Below are 17,782 nucleotides of genomic sequence, written 5' to 3'. Positions count from 1 at the left end.
CGCTGCGCCGCTGAGGCAAAACTCTACTCAGGAGCCTTACTTGCCTTTAATCTCGAACAACGGCGTTTGGCCGGCGACAACGTTACCCGTTGCCTGAATCACCAGCGCGCTGTAATCATCGCTGTTGCTGCAGACGACCGGACTAATCATCGAGCGAGCGTTGACGTTGAGGAACGCCAGATCCATTTCCAGAATCGGCTCGCCGGCTTTCACCTGTGCGCCCTCTTCAACCAGACGTTTAAAGCCTTTGCCTTCCAGCGCGACGGTATCGATGCCCATATGGACGACGATTTCCGCGCCATTATCGGTTTCCAGGCAGAATGCGTGGTTGGTGTTGAAGATTTTCACCACCGTACCGGCCGCCGGCGCGACAACGATGTTATCGGTCGGTTTCACCGCGACACCGTCACCGACGGCTTTGCTGGCGAAGGCTTCATCCGGCACCTGTTCAAGCGCCACCACTTCGCCGGTAATCGGGGAAACCAGCGCTTCGACGGTTTTAGCGTTTGCAACCGCCTGCGGTTTGACCGCAGGCGCGGCGGCTGGCGCGCTGTCAGTCGAGACGGCGGTAGCGGCAACCGGACCACGGGCAACCACTTTCTTCATGGCGTCGCCAACGGATTCCGCTTTCGCGCCAACGATGACCTGGATAGTCTGTTTGTTCAGTTTCACCACGCCGGAGGCGCCGAGACGTTTACACGCGGCATCGTTGACTTTCGCCGAGTCGCCGACGGTCAGACGCAGACGGGTGATACAGGCATCAATGGCTTTCAGGTTATCGGTACCGCCTACGGCTGCGATGTAGTTGGTCGCCAGCTGAGTCAGACCTTCTTCGGTGTTGCTGTTAGCTTCTTCAGTCACGACATCGTCGGTTTTATCTTCACGACCCGGCGTTTTCAGGTTGAACATGCGGATAACCGCGCTGAACAACAGGAAGTAAACGAAGAAGAACACCACGCCCATCACCAGCAGCATCCAGACGTTTTTGCTGGCTGCCGGCAGGCTGTACATCAACACGTAGTCGATAGCGCCCGCGGAGAAGGAGAAGCCCGCATGGATACCCAGCGCCGTTGCGATGAACAGGCTGATACCGGTCAGGATAGCGTGCAGGAGGTACAGCAATGGCGCCAGGAACATGAACAGGAATTCCAGCGGCTCGGTCACACCGGTCAGGAACGCGGTGATGGCCACGGACAGCAGCATACCGCCGACCATCGGACGACGCTCTTTCGGCGCAGCCATGTACATCGCCAGCGCAGCGCCCGGCAGACCGAACATCATGATCGGGAAGAAGCCGGACATGAACATCCCCGCGGTACCGTCACCGGCATAGAAGCGGTTGATGTCGCCGTGGAAGACCGCGCCCGCGGCGTTGGTGAACTCGCCAATCTGGAACCAGGCGATGGTGTTCAGCACCTGATGCAGACCGGTTGGGATCAGCAGACGGTTAATGAAACCGAAGATACCGGAACCCAGCGCGCCCGCAGACACGATCCATTCGCCACCCGCATGAATAGCGTGCTGCACCGGCGGCCAGACATAGCCGAAGATGGCAGCCAGCACCAGACAGAAGAAGCCGGTAGCGATAGGTACGAAGCGTTTACCGCCGAAGAAGCTCAGGAAGTCTGGCAGTTTAATGCCGGCCCAACGGTTATAAACAGCACCCGCGACCAGACCGGTAATGATACCCGCCAGCACGCCCATGTTAATTTCCGGGTTAATGGTGACCATCGCTTTGGTCATCACGAAATAACCTACCGCGCCGGCCAGCGCCGCAGAACCCGCGTTATCTTTGGACCAACTTGATGCCACGCCGATGGCGAAGATCAACGCTAAGTTGTCAAAGATTGCCCCACCCGCTTGCGCGATGAAGGGTACGTTCAGCAGATCTGGTTGCCCGAATCGCAGCAGCAAGGCCGCGACCGGCAGCACTGCGATAGGGAGCTGTAACGCCCTACCCAGCCGCTGAAAGAAACCTAAAATATTCATCTTATTCCCCCTATGAGACCCCGATGAGGCTCATTTCAAAGCCACTTTTTTATTGTGTAACAAGGTCGGATTTATCACTTACCGGCAAAGTGTGTGAAAAATTAATTCGTATCGCAAATTAAACGGGTATTTTTTGTGACTATAATCACCAAATATCGTATTCCCCCCTCCCTTTGACTGGCTAACATCGAAAACTTATTTTATCATTCAAAAAATCAACACGGATTGACCCCGGTCGGCGCAGTTGCTGCAATACTCTTCATAGTATGCTGGCGCCAATCCGCCAGGTTCTAATTTAACTATAGAGGTGAAGAATGAGACTGATCCCCCTGGTAACAGCTGAACAAGTAGGTAAATGGGCTGCCCGTCATATCGTTAACCGCATTAACGCGTTCAAACCGACCGCGGACCGTCCGTTCGTACTGGGTCTGCCTACCGGTGGTACGCCTCTTACCGCTTACAAAGCGCTGGTTGAAATGCATAAAGCAGGCCAGGTTAGCTTCAAGCACGTTGTTACCTTCAACATGGATGAGTATGTCGGCCTGCCGAAAGAGCATCCAGAAAGCTATCATAGCTTCATGCACCGCAATTTCTTTGACCATGTTGATATTCCAGCTGAAAATATCAACCTGCTGAATGGTAATGCGCCGGATATCGATGCAGAATGCCGTCGTTATGAAGAAAAAATCCGCTCCTACGGTAAAATCCACCTGTTTATGGGCGGCGTAGGTAACGATGGTCATATCGCGTTTAACGAACCGGCCTCTTCTCTGGCGTCCCGTACCCGTATTAAAACCCTGACCCATGACACCCGCGTGGCCAACTCCCGCTTCTTCGACGGCGATGTGGATCTGGTGCCGAAATATGCGCTGACCGTGGGCGTGGGTACTCTGCTGGATGCGGAAGAAGTGATGATTCTGGTGCTGGGCCATCAGAAAGCGCTGGCGCTGCAGGCGGCGGTCGAAGGTAACGTCAACCACATGTGGACCATCACCTGTCTGCAGCTGCATCCGAAAGCGGTTGTGGTCTGCGACGAGCCGTCCACGATGGAACTGAAAGTGAAGACTCTGAAATATTTCAACGAATTAGAAGCTGAAAATATTAAAGGTCTGTAATGTAGTCCGTCCCGCGCCCTGGCGTGGGACCATCTTTTTCTTTGTATGCCACACCAGAACAATGCGAGTTGAGCTGGTGGGGCGTATATACCGGGGGTCGTAATGTATGCATTAACCCAGGGCCGGGTTTACACCGGTCATGAAATTCTCGATGACCATGCGGTTGTTATCGCCAATGGCCGTATCGAACGTCTCTGTCCGCTGGCTGATTTGCCGTCTGAAATTGAGCAACGCTCGGTCAACGGCGCGATTATTGCCCCCGGTTTCATCGACGTCCAGCTGAACGGCTGCGGCGGCGTGCAGTTCAACGATAGTCCGGATGCGGTCACCGTCGAAACGCTGGAAATTATGCAGAAAGCGAATGAACGTTCCGGCTGCACCAACTTCCTGCCGACGCTGATTACCTCCAGCGATGACCTGATGAAGCAAGGCATTCGCGTGATGCGCGAATACCTGCAAAAACACCCGAACCAGGCGCTGGGTCTGCATCTGGAAGGGCCGTGGTTGAATATCGTTAAAAAAGGCACTCACAACCCGGACTACGTGCGTAAACCGGACGCCGCGCTGGTCGACTTCCTGTGCGACAACGCCGACGTTATCACCAAAGTGACGCTGGCCCCTGAACGCGTCGAACCGGAAGTGATCCGTAAACTGGTTGCCGCCGGCATCGTCGTTTCAGCAGGCCACTCTAATGCTACGCTGAAAGAGGCGAAAATCGGTTTCCGCGCCGGTATCACTTTTGCGACGCACCTTTATAATGCCATGCCATATATTACCGGTCGCGAACCGGGCCTGGCCGGCGCCATTTTCGACGAGCCGGATGTCTACTGCGGTATCATCGTCGACGGTATGCACGTCGATTACGCCAACGTGCGTAACGCTAAACGCCTGAAAGGCGATAAACTGTGCCTGGTGACTGACGCCACCGCGCCGGCAGGAGCTAATATTGACCAGTTCATTTTTGCTGGTAAAACAATATACTACCGCAATGGTCTGTGCGTGGATGAAAACGGCACCCTCAGCGGCTCTTCGCTGACCATGATTGAAGGGGTACGTAACCTCGTTGAACATTGCGGCGTGGCGCTGGACGAAGTGTTGCGTATGGCGACGCTCTACCCGGCGCGCGCGATTGGCGTGGACAAGCAGCTCGGCAGCATTGCGCCGGGTATGGTCGCTAACCTGACCGCTTTCAGCCGCGATTATAAAATCATCAAGACCATCGTTAATGGTAACGAGGTCGTCACTGAGTAAGTAAAAGTATGACAGCAGGCGGACAAGCTCAAATTGGTAACGTCGATCTGGTAAAACAGCTGAACAGCGCGGCCGTCTATCGGCTGATTGACCAACATGGTCCCATCTCGCGCATTCAGATAGCGGAACAAAGTCAGCTTGCCCCTGCCAGCGTAACCAAAATTACGCGTCAGCTTATTGAGCGCGGCCTGATCAAAGAAGTCGATCAGCAGGCCTCCACCGGGGGGCGCCGCGCCATCTCTATCATTGCGGAGACCCGCAATTTCAACGCCATCGGCGTGCGGCTTGGCCGCTATGACGCCACTCTGACCCTCTATGATTTAAGCAGTAAGACGCTGGAAGAAGAGCATTTCCCGCTGCCGGAGCGTACCCAGGAAACCCTCGAGCACGCGCTGCTGAATATCATCGCCACCTTTATTGAAAATTGTCAGCGCAAAATCCGCGAGCTTATCGCCATTTCGGTCATTTTGCCGGGGCTGGTCGATCCGGAAAGCGGCGTTATCCGCTATATGCCGCATATTCAGGTCGAGAACTGGGGGCTGGTCGGCGCGTTGGAAAAACGCTTTAGCGTCACCTGTTTTGTCGGCCACGATATCCGCAGTCTGGCATTGGCCGAGCACTATTTTGGCGCAAGCCAGGATTGCGAAGACTCCATCCTGGTGCGCGTACACCGCGGTACCGGCGCGGGCATTATTTCCAACGGGCGTATTTTTATCGGCCGTAACGGTAACGTCGGTGAAATTGGCCATATCCAGGTTGACCCATTAGGCGAGCGCTGTCACTGCGGCAACTTCGGCTGTCTGGAAACCGTCGCCGCGAACGCCGCCATTGAGCACCGCGTCCGTCATCTGCTTGAGCAGGGCTATCAAAGCCGTATCACGCTTGATGACTGTAATATCAAAACCATCTGCAAAGCGGCAAATAAAGGCGATGCGCTGGCCTGTGAAGTGATCGAATACGTTGGTCGTCATCTGGGTAAAACCATCGCCATCGCCATCAATCTGTTTAACCCACAAAAAGTGGTGATTGCCGGCGAAATCGTCGAGGCGGAAAAGGTGCTGCTGCCGGCCATTGAAGGTTGTATCAACGGCCAGGCGCTGAAAGCGTTTCGTAAAAACCTGCCCGTGGTACGTTCGACGCTCGATCACCGCTCGGCCATCGGCGCCTTCGCGCTGGTCAAGCGCGCGATGCTCAACGGCATCCTGCTACAGCATTTGCTGGAAAGCTAATCCAGCTTTATAGTTTCGCCTTTCGTTAATGATGTTGGACTGTCCATGACCATTCAAAACGTAATTTGTGATATCGACGGCGTGCTGATGCACGATAACGTGGCTGTTCCCGGCGCCGCTGAATTTATCAAACGCATCCTGGATAAAGGCATGCCGCTGGTGATGCTGACCAACTATCCTTCGCAAACCGGCCAGGACCTGGCCAACCGTTTCGCCACCGCCGGTATCGAAGTGCCGGATACCGCGTTCTACACCTCCGCCATGGCCACCGCTGATTTCCTGCGTCGCCAGGAAGGTAAAAAAGCCTATGTGGTTGGCGAAGGCGCGCTCATCCACGAACTGTATAAGGCCGGCTTCACCATCACCGACGTTAACCCAGATTTCGTCATCGTTGGCGAAACCCGCTCCTTTAACTGGGAAATGATGCATAAAGCGGCTTTCTTCGTCGCCAACGGCGCGCGTTTCATCGCCACCAACCCGGATACTCACGGCCGTGGCTACTACCCTGCTTGCGGCGCGCTCTGTGCGGGAATCGAAAAAATCTCCGGCCGTAAACCGTTTTATGTCGGTAAGCCGAGCCCGTGGATTATTCGTTCTGCGCTGAACAAAATGCAGGCCCACTCCGAGCAAACGGTGATCGTCGGCGATAACCTGCGTACCGATATCCTCGCCGGTTTCCAGGCGGGCCTTGAGACCATTCTGGTGCTCTCCGGAGTCTCCACACTGGATGATATCGACAGCATGCCGTTCCGCCCGTCGTGGATTTATCCATCGGTCGCCGAAATCGACGTTTTTTGAGCCGAAACCACGTCCCTGGACGTGGTTTTTTATTTTTGGTGCCGCCAAAAATAGATTCATCTAATGAAAATGGCTTATCACTAAACAATCATCAATAAAGCCGAGCTAAACATAATCATTTTTCAACATCCGGCAATCAGCATTGCACTTTTTACTTTCCTGCCAGTAAATCTCTTGCGCCCCACTCTCCTTTACGGCATTTTCTTTAACACGCACTAAGACCTTGCAAGAGACGAGGTCTGCATAACATCACTACAAGACAGGGTAACGGAGAAGGCTATGTGTTCTATTTTTGGCGTACTGGATATCAAAACTGACGCAGGCGAACTGCGTAAAAAGGCACTGGAACTTTCCCGCCTGATGCGCCACCGCGGACCGGACTGGTCCGGCGTTTATGCCAGCGATAAAGCGATTCTCGCCCACGAACGTCTGTCGATCGTCGACGTCAACGCCGGGGCCCAGCCGCTCTATAACCAACAAAAAACCCATGCGCTGGCGGTCAACGGTGAAATCTACAACCACCAGGCGCTGCGCGCTGAATACGGCGACCGCTACCAGTTCCAGACCGGTTCAGACTGTGAAGTGATCCTCGCGCTGTACCAGGAAAAAGGGCCGGAGTTCCTCGATGAACTGCAGGGGATGTTTGCCTTCGCGCTATATGACAGCGAGAAAGACGCTTATCTCATTGGCCGCGACCATATCGGTATTATCCCGCTGTATATGGGCCACGACGAGCACGGCAACTTCTACGTCGCCTCCGAAATGAAAGCGCTGGTGCCGGTCTGCCGCACCATTAAAGAGTTCCCTGCAGGTAGCTACCTGTGGAGCCAGGATGGCGAAATTCGTCAGTACTACCAGCGCGACTGGTTCGACTACGACGCGGTAAAAGACAACGTTACGGATAAAAATGAACTGCGTCAGGCGCTGGAAGAGTCGGTGAAGAGCCACCTGATGTCCGACGTACCTTACGGCGTGCTGCTCTCCGGCGGCCTGGACTCTTCGGTGATTTCGGCCATTACCAAAAAATACGCCGCCCGCCGCGTTGAAGATCAGGAGCGTAGCGAAGCCTGGTGGCCGCAGCTGCACTCATTCGCGGTCGGCCTCGAAGGCTCCCCTGACCTGAAAGCGGCGCAAGAAGTCGCGAACCACCTCGGCACCGTGCATCACGAAATTCACTTTACGGTGCAGGAAGGGCTGGATGCGATCCGCGACGTTATCTATCACATCGAAACGTATGACGTGACCACCATTCGCGCCTCGACGCCGATGTACCTGATGTCGCGTAAAATTAAAGCCATGGGCATTAAAATGGTGCTCTCTGGCGAAGGTTCCGATGAAGTCTTCGGCGGCTATCTCTACTTCCACAAAGCGCCGAACGCCAAAGAACTGCATGAAGAAACGGTGCGTAAACTGCAGGCGCTGCACATGTTTGACTGCGCCCGCGCCAACAAAGCGATGTCTGCCTGGGGGGTAGAGGCCCGCGTGCCGTTCCTCGATAAGAAATTCCTCGATGTGGCGATGCGCATCAACCCGCAGGATAAAATGTGCGGCAACGGCAAAATGGAAAAACATATTTTGCGCGAATGCTTTGAGTCCTATCTGCCAGCCAGCGTCGCCTGGCGCCAGAAAGAGCAGTTCTCCGACGGCGTGGGCTATAGCTGGATTGATACGCTGAAAGAAGTGGCGGCAAAACAGATTAGCGACCAGCAGCTGGAGACGGCAAGCTTCCGCTTCCCGTACAACACGCCGACCTCTAAAGAAGGCTATCTGTACCGCGAGATCTTCGAAGAGCTGTTCCCGCTGCCAAGCGCGGCGGAATGCGTACCCGGCGGCCCGTCCGTCGCCTGCTCTTCAGCGAAAGCCATCGAGTGGGATGAAGCGTTCAAAACCATGAACGATCCATCAGGACGCGCGGTCGGCGTGCACCAGTCAGCTTATAAATAAGCCATTCTGGCGAACAACGGACCCTACGGGGTCCGTTTTTTTTATGCCAAAATTGGCAAATAAAAACGATAAATAATCAATTCTTGCCGATTATTGCAGCATGCTGTTCGCAACCTAACCAAACAGTCACATTACGACGATTTTCCTTGAAAAAGTGGTTGACGCTCGCAGGCCCAATACGCATAATGCGCCCCGCAACGCCGATAAGGTAACGCGAAAAAAAGATGGCTACGTAGCTCAGCTGGTTAGAGCACATCACTCATAATGATGGGGTCACAGGTTCGAATCCCGTCGTAGCCACCATCTTTTTTGCGGGAGTGGCGAAATTGGTAGACGCACCAGATTTAGGTTCTGGCGCCGCAAGGTGTGCGAGTTCAAGTCTCGCCTCCCGCACCATTCACCAAAAAGCGTTGCACGGATGGGGTATCGCCAAGCGGTAAGGCACCGGTTTTTGATACCGGCATTCCCTGGTTCGAATCCAGGTACCCCAGCCATATTTCTTCGATATTTGCGGTTAGCCGCGACGGTATTGGGGTATCGCCAAGCGGTAAGGCACCGGTTTTTGATACCGGCATTCCCTGGTTCGAATCCAGGTACCCCAGCCATCGAAGAAACAGCATGACAATTTGGCTACGTAGCTCAGCTGGTTAGAGCACATCACTCATAATGATGGGGTCACAGGTTCGAATCCCGTCGTAGCCACCATATTCAGGACTATCGGTTAACATCGGTAAATCCGTAAAAATTTGTTGGGGTATCGCCAAGCGGTAAGGCACCGGATTCTGATTCCGGCATTCCGAGGTTCGAATCCTCGTACCCCAGCCAAATTCAAAAGACGTTCCTCTGTGAACGCAGCCTGTTGGGGTATCGCCAAGCGGTAAGGCACCGGATTCTGATTCCGGCATTCCGAGGTTCGAATCCTCGTACCCCAGCCACTTATTCACAAAAAAGCTCACTTCGGTGAGCTTTTTTGCTTTCTGCGGATAGTCACATTGCCGATGTAGGTACTGCAAAACCTCAGTCTGCAGCACCCATCGGCAAATGCCTCTTTACAACCCTAACGCATACTTCAATGCCTGGCGCTTTAATACTCCAGCACGTTCGGCTGCCATCAAGCCAATATTACGCAACACGCGTACCGGCGCTAAATCGTTGCTGAAGCCCGCATAGAACAGATCCATGCCGGATTGCATAATAAAGTTATCCGCCCGACGCCGCGCCTGATAGCGCTTCAGCACCGGCAAGCTGGACCAGGCTTCCCCGCGCCCGCGGGCTTCCGCCAAAATATCCAGCAGCGCGTCAACGTCGCGATAGCCAAGGTTAACCCCCTGCCCCGCCAGCGGATGAATGGTATGCGCAGCGTCCCCCACCAGCGCCAGTCCCGGTTGCACGTACTGCAATGCATGACGGCGGGTTAACGGGAAGGCGCCGGCGCTCATCGGCGTCACGCCGCCCAGACGTTTCGGAAAATGCGCGCTGATTTCCTGCTGCAGTTGGGACATCGACATCCCCTGCAGCTGGCGGATGCGCGCCGGGGTGTCGTACCACACCAGCGACGCCCAGTTATCGAATAGCGGCAGGAAGGCGCGTGGCCCGCTGGGGGTAAACTGTTGCCAGGTGCTATCACCGGGATCGTCGGCGCACTGCACGCTAATTAGCATACAGGATTGTTGATATTGCCACGCCTGAACGCCGATGCCGGCCAGTTCGCGCACCTGAGAATTCGCGCCGTCTGCGCCGATCGCCAGTTGCGCCGTGCAAACGCTCTCATCGCTCAGGCGCAGCGAAACGCCCTGCGGCTCACGATTAAGCTCGCTTAACGTCACGCCAACCCGCAAGGTCACCTGCGGATGGGCTTCGAGCGCCTGCCACAGCGCCAGCTGTAGCACGTTATTTTCCACCATATAGCCAAGCTCAGGCAGCTTCAGTTCGGCGGCATTAAAGTCAACGTGCGCGCTTTCCCACTCCCAGGTTTCAAGACGACGATAAGCATGCGCGCGCATAGCGCGCACCGCCTCCCAGACGCCGAGGCTTTTGAGCAAGCCGACCGACGACGCGCTGATCGCCGAAATACGCACATCCGGCGCCGCAGCGGCATCAAAGGCCGGAGGCGCGTGTTTTTCTATCACCGTCACCGAAAACCCGTGTTGCGCCAGCCCCAGCGCCAGCGCGCCGCCGACCATTCCGCCGCCGACAATGGCGATATCTGTTGCATGAATTGTCATGGCAATTATCCTTAAAGCTGATTTCCTTAAGTTTACCGGATTTTTTGCGCCTTGCGGGGGATCGTGGTCGCACTGGTCAGGTGGCAACCAAAGCATTACAATGCGTACCCTGCAAACGAATTCTAATTCTTAACTTATACCCGTCTTTATAATTGAGCATGAGCAAGTCGATGACAAAAAAACTCCATATTAAAACCTGGGGCTGTCAGATGAACGAATACGATTCATCCAAGATGGCCGATCTGCTGGATGCCACCCATGGGTATCAACTCACAGAAGTGGCCGAAGAAGCGGACGTGCTGCTGCTCAACACCTGCTCAATTCGCGAGAAGGCGCAGGAAAAAGTGTTCCATCAGCTTGGCCGCTGGAAACTGCTGAAAGAGAAAAAACCCGGCGTGATTATCGGCGTCGGCGGCTGCGTTGCCTCCCAGGAAGGCAAGCTGATTCGCCAGCGCGCCCATTACGTTGACATTATTTTTGGCCCGCAGACGCTGCACCGCCTGCCGGAGATGATCGACGCGGTGCGCAACAACCATAAACCGGTTATCGACGTGAGCTTCCCGGAAATCGAAAAATTCGATCGCCTGCCGGAACCGCGCGCCGAGGGGCCGACCGCCTTCGTTTCCATCATGGAAGGCTGCAACAAATACTGCACTTACTGCGTGGTGCCCTATACCCGCGGTGAAGAAGTAAGCCGTCCGTGCGACGATATTCTGTTTGAAATCGCCCAACTGGCGGCGCAAGGGGTGCGTGAAGTCAACCTGCTCGGGCAGAACGTGAACGCCTGGCGCGGCGAAAACTACGACGGCACGACCGGCAACTTTGCCGATCTGCTGCGTCTGGTCGCCGCCATCGACGGTATCGACCGTATTCGCTTCACCACCAGCCACCCGATTGAGTTTACTGACGATATCATCGAGGTCTATCGCGATACCCCTGAGCTGGTGAGCTTCCTGCATTTGCCGGTGCAGGCCGGTTCCGATCGCGTGCTGAACCTGATGGGCCGTACCCACACCGTGCTGGAATATAAAGCGATTATCCGCAAGCTGCGCGAAGCGCGCCCGGATATTCAGATTAGCTCCGACTTTATCGTCGGCTTCCCGGGCGAAACGACGGAAGACTTCGAAAAAACCATGAAGCTGATTGCCGAGGTTAACTTTGACGTCAGCTACAGCTTTATCTTCTCTGCCCGCCCGGGCACCCCGGCGGCGGATATGGTCGACGATGTCTCTGAAGCCGATAAAAAACAGCGCCTGTACATTCTGCAGGAGCGTATTAATCAACAGGCGATGGCGTGGAGCCGCCGCATGCTCGGCACCACCCAGCGTATTCTGGTAGAAGGCACGTCGCGTAAGAGCCTGATGGAGCTCTCCGGGCGCACCGAGAACAACCGCGTGGTGAACTTCGAAGGTACGCCGGATATGGTCGGTAAATTCGTCGACGTGGAAATCGTCGATGTCTACACTAACTCACTGCGCGGCAAAATTGTCCGCACCGAAGACGAGATGGGGCTGCGCGTCGTGGAATCGCCGGAATCGGTCATTGCGCGTACGCGTAAAGAAAACGATCTGGGCGTCGGCATCTATCAGCCGTAATCCCCGCAGGCCTGTCGCTTCTGACAGGCCTTGTATTTCCCCTCCTCGCCCCTATATCTACAGCAATGCTTGCGCCATATTCCCGTGACGTGAATAATTTCCTTATTGGCCGGATGACGAACGCCCTCCGGCAACACGCGTAATAAGAGGAACAGTTTGAACATAGAAACCCGTGAAATTACCCTGGAGCCAGCGGATAACGCCCGCCTGTTAGGGCTGTGCGGCCCGTTTGACGACAACATCAAACAGCTGGAGCGCCGGTTGGGTATTGAGATCAACCGCCGCGACAATCATTTTAAACTGACCGGCCGCGCCATCTGCGTGCACGCCGCGGCAGATATTCTGACAAGCCTGTATGTTGATACCGCGCCAATGCGCGGCCAGATTCAGGATATTGAACCGGAACAAATCCACCTGGCTATTAAAGAAGCCCGGGTGCTCGAGCAAAGCGCCGAGAGCGTGCCGGAATACGGCAAGGCCATCAATATCAAAACCAAACGCGGGGTCATCAAACCGCGTACGCCAAACCAGGCGCAGTACATCGCCAATATCCTCGACCACGACATTACCTTTGGCGTCGGGCCTGCGGGTACCGGTAAAACCTACCTCGCGGTTGCCGCGGCGGTAGATGCCCTGGAGCGCCAGGAAATTCGCCGTATTCTGCTGACCCGTCCGGCGGTCGAAGCAGGCGAGAAGCTCGGCTTCCTGCCGGGCGACTTAAGCCAGAAGGTTGACCCGTATTTGCGCCCGCTGTATGACGCGCTGTTCGAGATGCTCGGCTTTGAGAAAGTTGAGAAGCTGATTGAGCGTAACGTCATTGAAGTCGCGCCGCTGGCCTACATGCGCGGGCGTACGCTGAATGACGCCTTTATCATTCTCGATGAAAGCCAGAACACCACCATCGAGCAGATGAAGATGTTCCTGACCCGTATCGGCTTTAACTCGAAAGCGGTTATCACCGGCGACGTTACCCAAATCGACCTGCCGCGCAATACCAAATCAGGCCTGCGTCACGCCGTTGAAGTGCTGGCGGAAGTCGATGAAATCAGCTTCAACTTCTTCCACAGCGAAGACGTGGTGCGCCATCCGGTAGTCGCCCGCATCGTCAATGCCTATGAGGCATGGGAAGAAGCCGAACAAAAACGTAAAGCAGAACTGGCCGCCGAGCGCAAACGCGAAGCCCAGGAACAGGAGCAAAAATGAGTCAGGTGATTCTCGATTTACAGCTGGCCTGCGAAGACACCGGCGGTCTACCGGACGAAGCCCTCTTTCAACGCTGGGTGGATGCCGTCATCCCGCAGTTCCAGGAAGAGTCAGAGTTAACGATTCGCCTGGTCGATGTCGCCGAAAGCCACGAGCTGAACCTGACCTATCGCGGCAAGGATAAGCCGACTAACGTCCTCTCCTTCCCCTTCGAAGCCCCGCCGGGCATTGAGATGCCGCTGCTCGGCGATCTGATCATCTGCCGCCAGGTGGTTGAACAGGAAGCCAAAGAGCAGGAAAAACCGCTGGAGGCCCACTGGGCGCACATGGTCGTGCACGGTAGCCTGCACCTGCTGGGCTACGATCATATCGAAGACGACGAAGCGGAAGAAATGGAAGGCCTCGAAACAGAGATAATGCTTGCTCTGGGCTATGAGGATCCGTACATTGCCGAGAAGATTGCTGAATAGTAACTTGCCGGATGACGGCGCGAGCGCCTTATCCGGCCTACATTCATGCGTATCCCAAGCCTGATAAGCGTAGCGCCATCAGGCGAAACATGCCGTACGACGCTGAGTTTACGCGCGACGAGCGACAATTAAATCAACACGAGAACCCATACGACGCCATGAGCGACGACAATTCACACAGTAGTGACACAGTAAACAGCAAAAAGGGATTTTTCTCCCTCTTACTCAGCCAACTTTTCCACGGTGAACCGAAAAACCGTGATGAATTATTGGCGCTGATCCGTGACTCCGGGCAGAACGAGCTTATCGATGAAGATACGCGCGACATGCTCGAAGGGGTAATGGATATCGCCGACCAGCGCGTCCGCGATATTATGATCCCGCGTTCGCAAATGATTACCCTGAAACGCAACCAGACGCTGGACGAATGCCTCGATGTCATCATCGAATCCGCCCACTCGCGTTTCCCGGTCATTAGCGAAGATAAAGATCACATTGAAGGGATTCTGATGGCTAAGGATCTGCTGCCGTTTATGCGCAGCGACGCCGAAGCTTTCAGCATGGAAAAAGTGTTACGCCCGGCGGTTGTCGTGCCTGAAAGCAAGCGGGTTGACCGCATGCTGAAAGAGTTCCGCTCGCAACGTTATCATATGGCGATCGTCATCGACGAGTTCGGCGGCGTCTCTGGCCTGGTGACTATTGAAGATATTCTTGAGCTTATCGTCGGCGAAATCGAAGACGAATACGATGAAGAGGAAGATATCGATTTTCGCCAGCTAAGCCGTCATACCTGGACGGTACGCGCGCTGGCATCGATTGAAGACTTCAATAAAGCCTACGGTACCCACTTCAGCGATGAAGAGGTCGATACCATCGGCGGACTGGTGATGCAGGCCTTTGGTCATCTCCCGGCCCGCGGCGAGTCGATTGACATTGATGGTTACCAATTCAAGGTCGCAATGGCTGACAGCAGACGTATTATTCAGGTCCATGTAAAGCTTCCTGATGATGCGCCGCAGCCGAAGCTGGAAGACTAATTTAACGGGACGATTAACCTAAATGGTATTTGCCTCTTTACTTGAACGCCAGCGCGTACGTCTGCTGCTGGCGCTGTTATTCGGAGCCAGCGGAACGCTGGCTTTTTCACCTTACGACTTCTGGCCAGCGGCAATTGTCTCGCTGTTTGGCCTGCAGGCGCTCACTCTCAACCGTCGCCCGCTACAAAGCGCCTGGATTGGCTACTTCTGGGGGCTGGGGCTATTCGGTACCGGCATCAATTGGGTTTACGTTAGCATCGCGCAGTTCGGCGGCATGCCGGGCCCGGTTAACGTTTTCCTCGTTGCCTTACTGGCGGCCTATTTATCGCTGTATACCGGTCTGTTCGCCGGGATCCTCGCGCGACTGTGGCCGAAAACCAACTGGATCCGTCTGGCCATCGCCGCGCCTGTCATCTGGCAAATTACCGAATTTCTCCGCGGCTGGGTGCTGACCGGTTTCCCGTGGCTGCAGTTCGGCTATAGCCAGATTGACGGCCCGCTGAAGGGGCTGGCGCCGGTGATGGGCGTTGAGGCGATAAACTTTCTGTTGATGATGGTCAGCGGCCTGCTGGCGCTGGCAGTCGTACAGCGTCACTGGAAACCGCTGCTGGTGGCGATAGTGCTGTTTGCCCTGCCCTTCCCGCTGCGTTATATCCAGTGGTATCAACTGCTGCCTGAACGGGCGACGGAAGTCTCTTTGGTGCAGGGCGATATTCCGCAGGCGATGAAATGGGATGAAAACCAGCTGGTAAACACCCTGAAAACCTATCTCGATCTCACCCAGCCGCATATGGGTAAATCGCAGCTGATTATCTGGCCAGAGTCGGCGATTCCGGATCTGGAAATCAATCAGCAGCATTTCCTTAGCATGGTTGATGACCTGATGCGGGCAAAAAATAGCTCGTTGATTACCGGTATTGTCGATGCGCGGCTCAATAAACAAAACCGCTACGATACCTACAACACCATCATCACGCTGGGTAAAGATAACCCGTACAGCTACGACTCGAGCAATCGCTATAACAAAAACCATCTGGTGCCGTTCGGCGAATTCGTACCGCTGGAGTCGATTTTACGCCCGCTGGCGCCATTCTTCGATTTGCCGATGTCCTCGTTCAGCCGCGGACCTTACGTGCAGCCGCAGCTGGTGGCGCATAACCTGAAGCTTACGGCGGCAATTTGCTACGAAATTATTCTCGGCGAACAGGTCCGAGATAATTTCCGCCCGGATACCGATTATCTGCTGACCATCTCCAACGATGCGTGGTTTGGTAAGTCGATAGGCCCGTGGCAGCACTTCCAGATGGCGCGGATGCGCGCGCTGGAGCTGGCGCGCCCGCTGCTGCGCAGCACCAACAACGGTATTACCGCCGTTATTGGCCCTCAAGGTGAAATTCAGGACATGATCCCGCAGTTTACCCGCGCGGTGTTGACCACCAAAGTCACGCCAACCACCGGTCTGACGCCATATGCCCGTACCGGCAACTGGCCGCTGTGGGCGTTAACCGCCCTCTTTGGCTTTGCCGCGCTGGTGATGAGCCTGCGCCAGCGTCGACGCTAATCTTTTCCGCCGGGCAGCCGCCCGGCCTGCTCCCGGCGGCATTCGTCGCCGGCGGGTCTTCCCCGCTTTACGCTCTCCAGCGCCAATCTGGCACGTCCATTGCTTAATTTCATCCCTGTAGGCGATTTTGACCGCGGTTGTACCGGGGTTGCACCGAAAGCGTTCGCACTTCGCGCCAGGTTGGTGCAACAACCCATTTTTGCCCACAAATGGTGCGGAGCACTTCGCAAAAATAAACAATAAAGCATCAAAATCTTTACATTAAGCCAAACTAAATGCTAACAAGCTCATACAAATACTGCACTTTAAGATTGCAGACGATTCCCGAAAGCGCCGCCTTACCGCAGTGCCGGCAGGAATAACAACACATACACACAATCACAATGGGTATCACTAGCGTCCCTGGCGTTAAGGATAAGGAGTTGGATATGCAATTACGTAAACTGGCCGCCGCAATGCTGGTCATGGGAGTGACCGCCGGTCTGGCGCACGCTGAAGATGCCGCCCCGGCCGCAGGTCAGAGCACGCTGGATAAAATCGCCAAAAACGGGGTGATCGTCGTCGGCCACCGCGAATCGTCAGTACCATTCTCCTATTACGATAACCAACAAAAAGTGGTGGGTTACTCTCAGGATTACTCCAACGCTATCGTTGAAGCCATCAAGAAAAAACTGAACAAACCCGATCTGCAGGTGAAGCTGATTCCGGTCACCTCGCAGAACCGTATCCCGCTGCTGCAGAACGGCACTTATGATTTCGAGTGTGGTTCCACCACCAACAACCTTGAGCGTCAGAAGCAGGCCGCCTTCTCCGATACCATTTTCGTCGTCGGCACTCGTCTGCTGGTGAAAAAAGGTGGCCCGATTAAAGACTTCCCGGATCTGAAAGACAAAGCGGTGGTCGTCACCTCCGGTACCACCTCGGAAGTGCTGCTGCATAAGCTCAACGACGAGAAGAAAATGAACATGCGCATCATCAGCGCGAAAGATCACGGTGACTCCTTCCGTACTCTGGAAAGCGGCCGTGCGGTAGCCTTTATGATGGACGATGCCCTGCTGGCCGGCGAGCGCGCAAAAGCGAAGAAACCGGATAACTGGGAAATCGTCGGTACGCCGCAGTCAAAAGAGGCTTATGGCTGCATGCTGCGTAAAGATGACGCATCGTTCAAAACGCTGGTCGATGACACCGTCGCCCAGGCGCAGACCTCCGGCGAAGCGGCAAAATGGTTCGACACGTGGTTCAAGAACCCAATTCCGCCGAAAAATCTGAACCTGAACTTCGAACTGTCAGAAGACATGAAGGCGCTGTTCAAATCACCGAATGACAAAGCTCTTAACTAATTAAAAAAACAGGGGCTCGACTAAG

13 protein-coding genes and 7 tRNA genes are annotated in these 17,782 nt (G+C 55.0%); 18 read left to right on the top strand and 2 right to left on the bottom strand.

Going from position 1 to position 17,782, the window contains the following annotated elements; genetic code table 11:
• Positions 1 to 36 precede the first annotated feature (36 nt).
• Positions 37 to 1,989, bottom strand: a complete 1,953-nt coding sequence (nagE, locus tag ACSEMK_RS01935; RefSeq protein WP_430914383.1) for a PTS N-acetyl glucosamine transporter subunit IIABC — start codon at positions 1,987 to 1,989, stop codon at positions 37 to 39.
• A gap of 314 nt (positions 1,990 to 2,303) precedes the next feature.
• Between nagE and nagB the strand changes: the two genes are divergently transcribed.
• The 12 genes from nagB (at position 2,304) to ACSEMK_RS01875 (ending at position 9,261) form a co-directional block, all read left to right on the top strand.
• The gene (gene nagB, locus ACSEMK_RS01930) at positions 2,304 to 3,104 is read left to right on the top strand and encodes a glucosamine-6-phosphate deaminase (protein ID WP_015367707.1); all 801 of its coding nucleotides are present in this window, start codon (positions 2,304 to 2,306) and stop codon (positions 3,102 to 3,104) included.
• A 102-nt stretch (positions 3,105 to 3,206) separates the two neighbouring features.
• Positions 3,207 to 4,355: an N-acetylglucosamine-6-phosphate deacetylase gene (nagA, locus tag ACSEMK_RS01925; RefSeq protein ID WP_015367708.1), complete on the top strand. Its 1,149-nt coding sequence runs from the start codon at positions 3,207 to 3,209 to the stop codon at positions 4,353 to 4,355.
• 8 nt (positions 4,356 to 4,363) lie between these two features.
• Positions 4,364 to 5,584, top strand: coding sequence for a DNA-binding transcriptional regulator NagC (nagC, locus tag ACSEMK_RS01920; RefSeq protein WP_087860229.1), 1,221 nt, complete (start codon positions 4,364 to 4,366; stop codon positions 5,582 to 5,584).
• 45 nt (positions 5,585 to 5,629) lie between these two features.
• Entirely contained in the window at positions 5,630 to 6,382 is a 753-nt protein-coding gene (locus ACSEMK_RS01915; RefSeq protein ID WP_045392984.1) for an HAD-IIA family hydrolase, read from the top strand.
• A 279-nt stretch (positions 6,383 to 6,661) separates the two neighbouring features.
• A complete protein-coding gene (gene asnB, locus ACSEMK_RS01910) occupies positions 6,662 to 8,326 on the top strand; it encodes an asparagine synthase B (protein WP_015367711.1) in 1,665 nt (554 codons plus the stop codon).
• Positions 8,327 to 8,552: 226 nt separating this feature from the next.
• Positions 8,553 to 8,629 (top strand) — tRNA-Met (locus ACSEMK_RS01905).
• An 8-nt stretch (positions 8,630 to 8,637) separates the two neighbouring features.
• A tRNA-Leu gene (locus ACSEMK_RS01900) sits at positions 8,638 to 8,722 on the top strand.
• 23 nt (positions 8,723 to 8,745) lie between these two features.
• A tRNA-Gln gene (locus tag ACSEMK_RS01895) sits at positions 8,746 to 8,820 on the top strand.
• A gap of 36 nt (positions 8,821 to 8,856) precedes the next feature.
• A tRNA-Gln gene (locus tag ACSEMK_RS01890) sits at positions 8,857 to 8,931 on the top strand.
• A gap of 23 nt (positions 8,932 to 8,954) precedes the next feature.
• Positions 8,955 to 9,031, top strand: a tRNA-Met gene (locus ACSEMK_RS01885).
• A gap of 45 nt (positions 9,032 to 9,076) precedes the next feature.
• A tRNA-Gln gene (locus ACSEMK_RS01880) sits at positions 9,077 to 9,151 on the top strand.
• 35 nt (positions 9,152 to 9,186) lie between these two features.
• A tRNA-Gln gene (locus ACSEMK_RS01875) sits at positions 9,187 to 9,261 on the top strand.
• Positions 9,262 to 9,375: 114 nt separating this feature from the next.
• On the opposite strand, the gene ubiF is transcribed toward ACSEMK_RS01875, so the two are convergent.
• Positions 9,376 to 10,551 carry a 3-demethoxyubiquinol 3-hydroxylase gene (gene ubiF, locus ACSEMK_RS01870; protein ID WP_113373854.1) on the bottom strand — a complete coding sequence of 392 codons (1,176 nt, stop codon included), beginning with the start codon at positions 10,549 to 10,551 and terminating at the stop codon, positions 9,376 to 9,378.
• 170 nt (positions 10,552 to 10,721) lie between these two features.
• Here ubiF and miaB point away from each other — a divergent pair, with 170 nt between their 5' ends.
• The 6 genes from miaB (at position 10,722) to ACSEMK_RS01840 (ending at position 17,757) form a co-directional block, all read left to right on the top strand.
• Complete coding sequence (gene miaB / locus ACSEMK_RS01865) at positions 10,722 to 12,146, top strand: tRNA (N6-isopentenyl adenosine(37)-C2)-methylthiotransferase MiaB (RefSeq protein WP_045381508.1); 1,425 nt, start codon at positions 10,722 to 10,724, stop codon at positions 12,144 to 12,146.
• A 156-nt stretch (positions 12,147 to 12,302) separates the two neighbouring features.
• On the top strand, positions 12,303 to 13,349 hold the full coding sequence (locus ACSEMK_RS01860; RefSeq protein WP_087860232.1) for a PhoH family protein: 1,047 nt from the start codon (positions 12,303 to 12,305) through the stop codon (positions 13,347 to 13,349).
• Entirely contained in the window at positions 13,346 to 13,819 is a 474-nt protein-coding gene (gene ybeY / locus ACSEMK_RS01855) for an rRNA maturation RNase YbeY (RefSeq protein WP_087860233.1), read from the top strand. The genes ACSEMK_RS01860 and ybeY overlap by 4 nt, the downstream gene beginning before the upstream one ends.
• Before the next feature lie 158 nt (positions 13,820 to 13,977).
• Complete coding sequence (gene corC, locus ACSEMK_RS01850; protein ID WP_015704743.1) at positions 13,978 to 14,856, top strand: CNNM family magnesium/cobalt transport protein CorC; 879 nt, start codon at positions 13,978 to 13,980, stop codon at positions 14,854 to 14,856.
• A gap of 22 nt (positions 14,857 to 14,878) precedes the next feature.
• Positions 14,879 to 16,417: an apolipoprotein N-acyltransferase gene (gene lnt, locus ACSEMK_RS01845; RefSeq protein WP_430914385.1), complete on the top strand. Its 1,539-nt coding sequence runs from the start codon at positions 14,879 to 14,881 to the stop codon at positions 16,415 to 16,417.
• Between the two features lie 428 nt (positions 16,418 to 16,845).
• A complete protein-coding gene (locus tag ACSEMK_RS01840; RefSeq protein ID WP_087860235.1) occupies positions 16,846 to 17,757 on the top strand; it encodes an amino acid ABC transporter substrate-binding protein in 912 nt (303 codons plus the stop codon).
• Positions 17,758 to 17,782 lie beyond the last annotated feature (25 nt).

Origin of the sequence: Klebsiella sp. K-3, from assembly GCF_051207495.1 — a bacterium.
Lineage (GTDB): Bacteria > Pseudomonadota > Gammaproteobacteria > Enterobacterales > Enterobacteriaceae > Klebsiella > Klebsiella aerogenes.
Note: the sequence above shows the minus strand (reverse complement) of the source record. Positions and strands in the feature narration are given on the sequence as shown.

What these genes read in the sequence shown, in the direction of transcription:
- nagE (WP_430914383.1), bottom strand. Translation starts at nt 1,989, where the DNA reads ATGAATATTTTAGGTTTCTTTCAGCGGCTGGGTAGGGCGTTACAGCTC.
- nagB (WP_015367707.1), top strand. Translation starts at nt 2,304, where the DNA reads ATGAGACTGATCCCCCTGGTAACAGCTGAACAAGTAGGTAAATGGGCT.
- nagA (WP_015367708.1), top strand. Translation starts at nt 3,207, where the DNA reads ATGTATGCATTAACCCAGGGCCGGGTTTACACCGGTCATGAAATTCTC.
- nagC (WP_087860229.1), top strand. Translation starts at nt 4,364, where the DNA reads ATGACAGCAGGCGGACAAGCTCAAATTGGTAACGTCGATCTGGTAAAA.
- ACSEMK_RS01915 (WP_045392984.1), top strand. Translation starts at nt 5,630, where the DNA reads ATGACCATTCAAAACGTAATTTGTGATATCGACGGCGTGCTGATGCAC.
- asnB (WP_015367711.1), top strand. Translation starts at nt 6,662, where the DNA reads ATGTGTTCTATTTTTGGCGTACTGGATATCAAAACTGACGCAGGCGAA.
- ubiF (WP_113373854.1), bottom strand. Translation starts at nt 10,551, where the DNA reads ATGACAATTCATGCAACAGATATCGCCATTGTCGGCGGCGGAATGGTC.
- miaB (WP_045381508.1), top strand. Translation starts at nt 10,722, where the DNA reads ATGACAAAAAAACTCCATATTAAAACCTGGGGCTGTCAGATGAACGAA.
- ybeY (WP_087860233.1), top strand. Translation starts at nt 13,346, where the DNA reads ATGAGTCAGGTGATTCTCGATTTACAGCTGGCCTGCGAAGACACCGGC.
- corC (WP_015704743.1), top strand. Translation starts at nt 13,978, where the DNA reads ATGAGCGACGACAATTCACACAGTAGTGACACAGTAAACAGCAAAAAG.
- lnt (WP_430914385.1), top strand. Translation starts at nt 14,879, where the DNA reads ATGGTATTTGCCTCTTTACTTGAACGCCAGCGCGTACGTCTGCTGCTG.
- ACSEMK_RS01840 (WP_087860235.1), top strand. Translation starts at nt 16,846, where the DNA reads ATGCAATTACGTAAACTGGCCGCCGCAATGCTGGTCATGGGAGTGACC.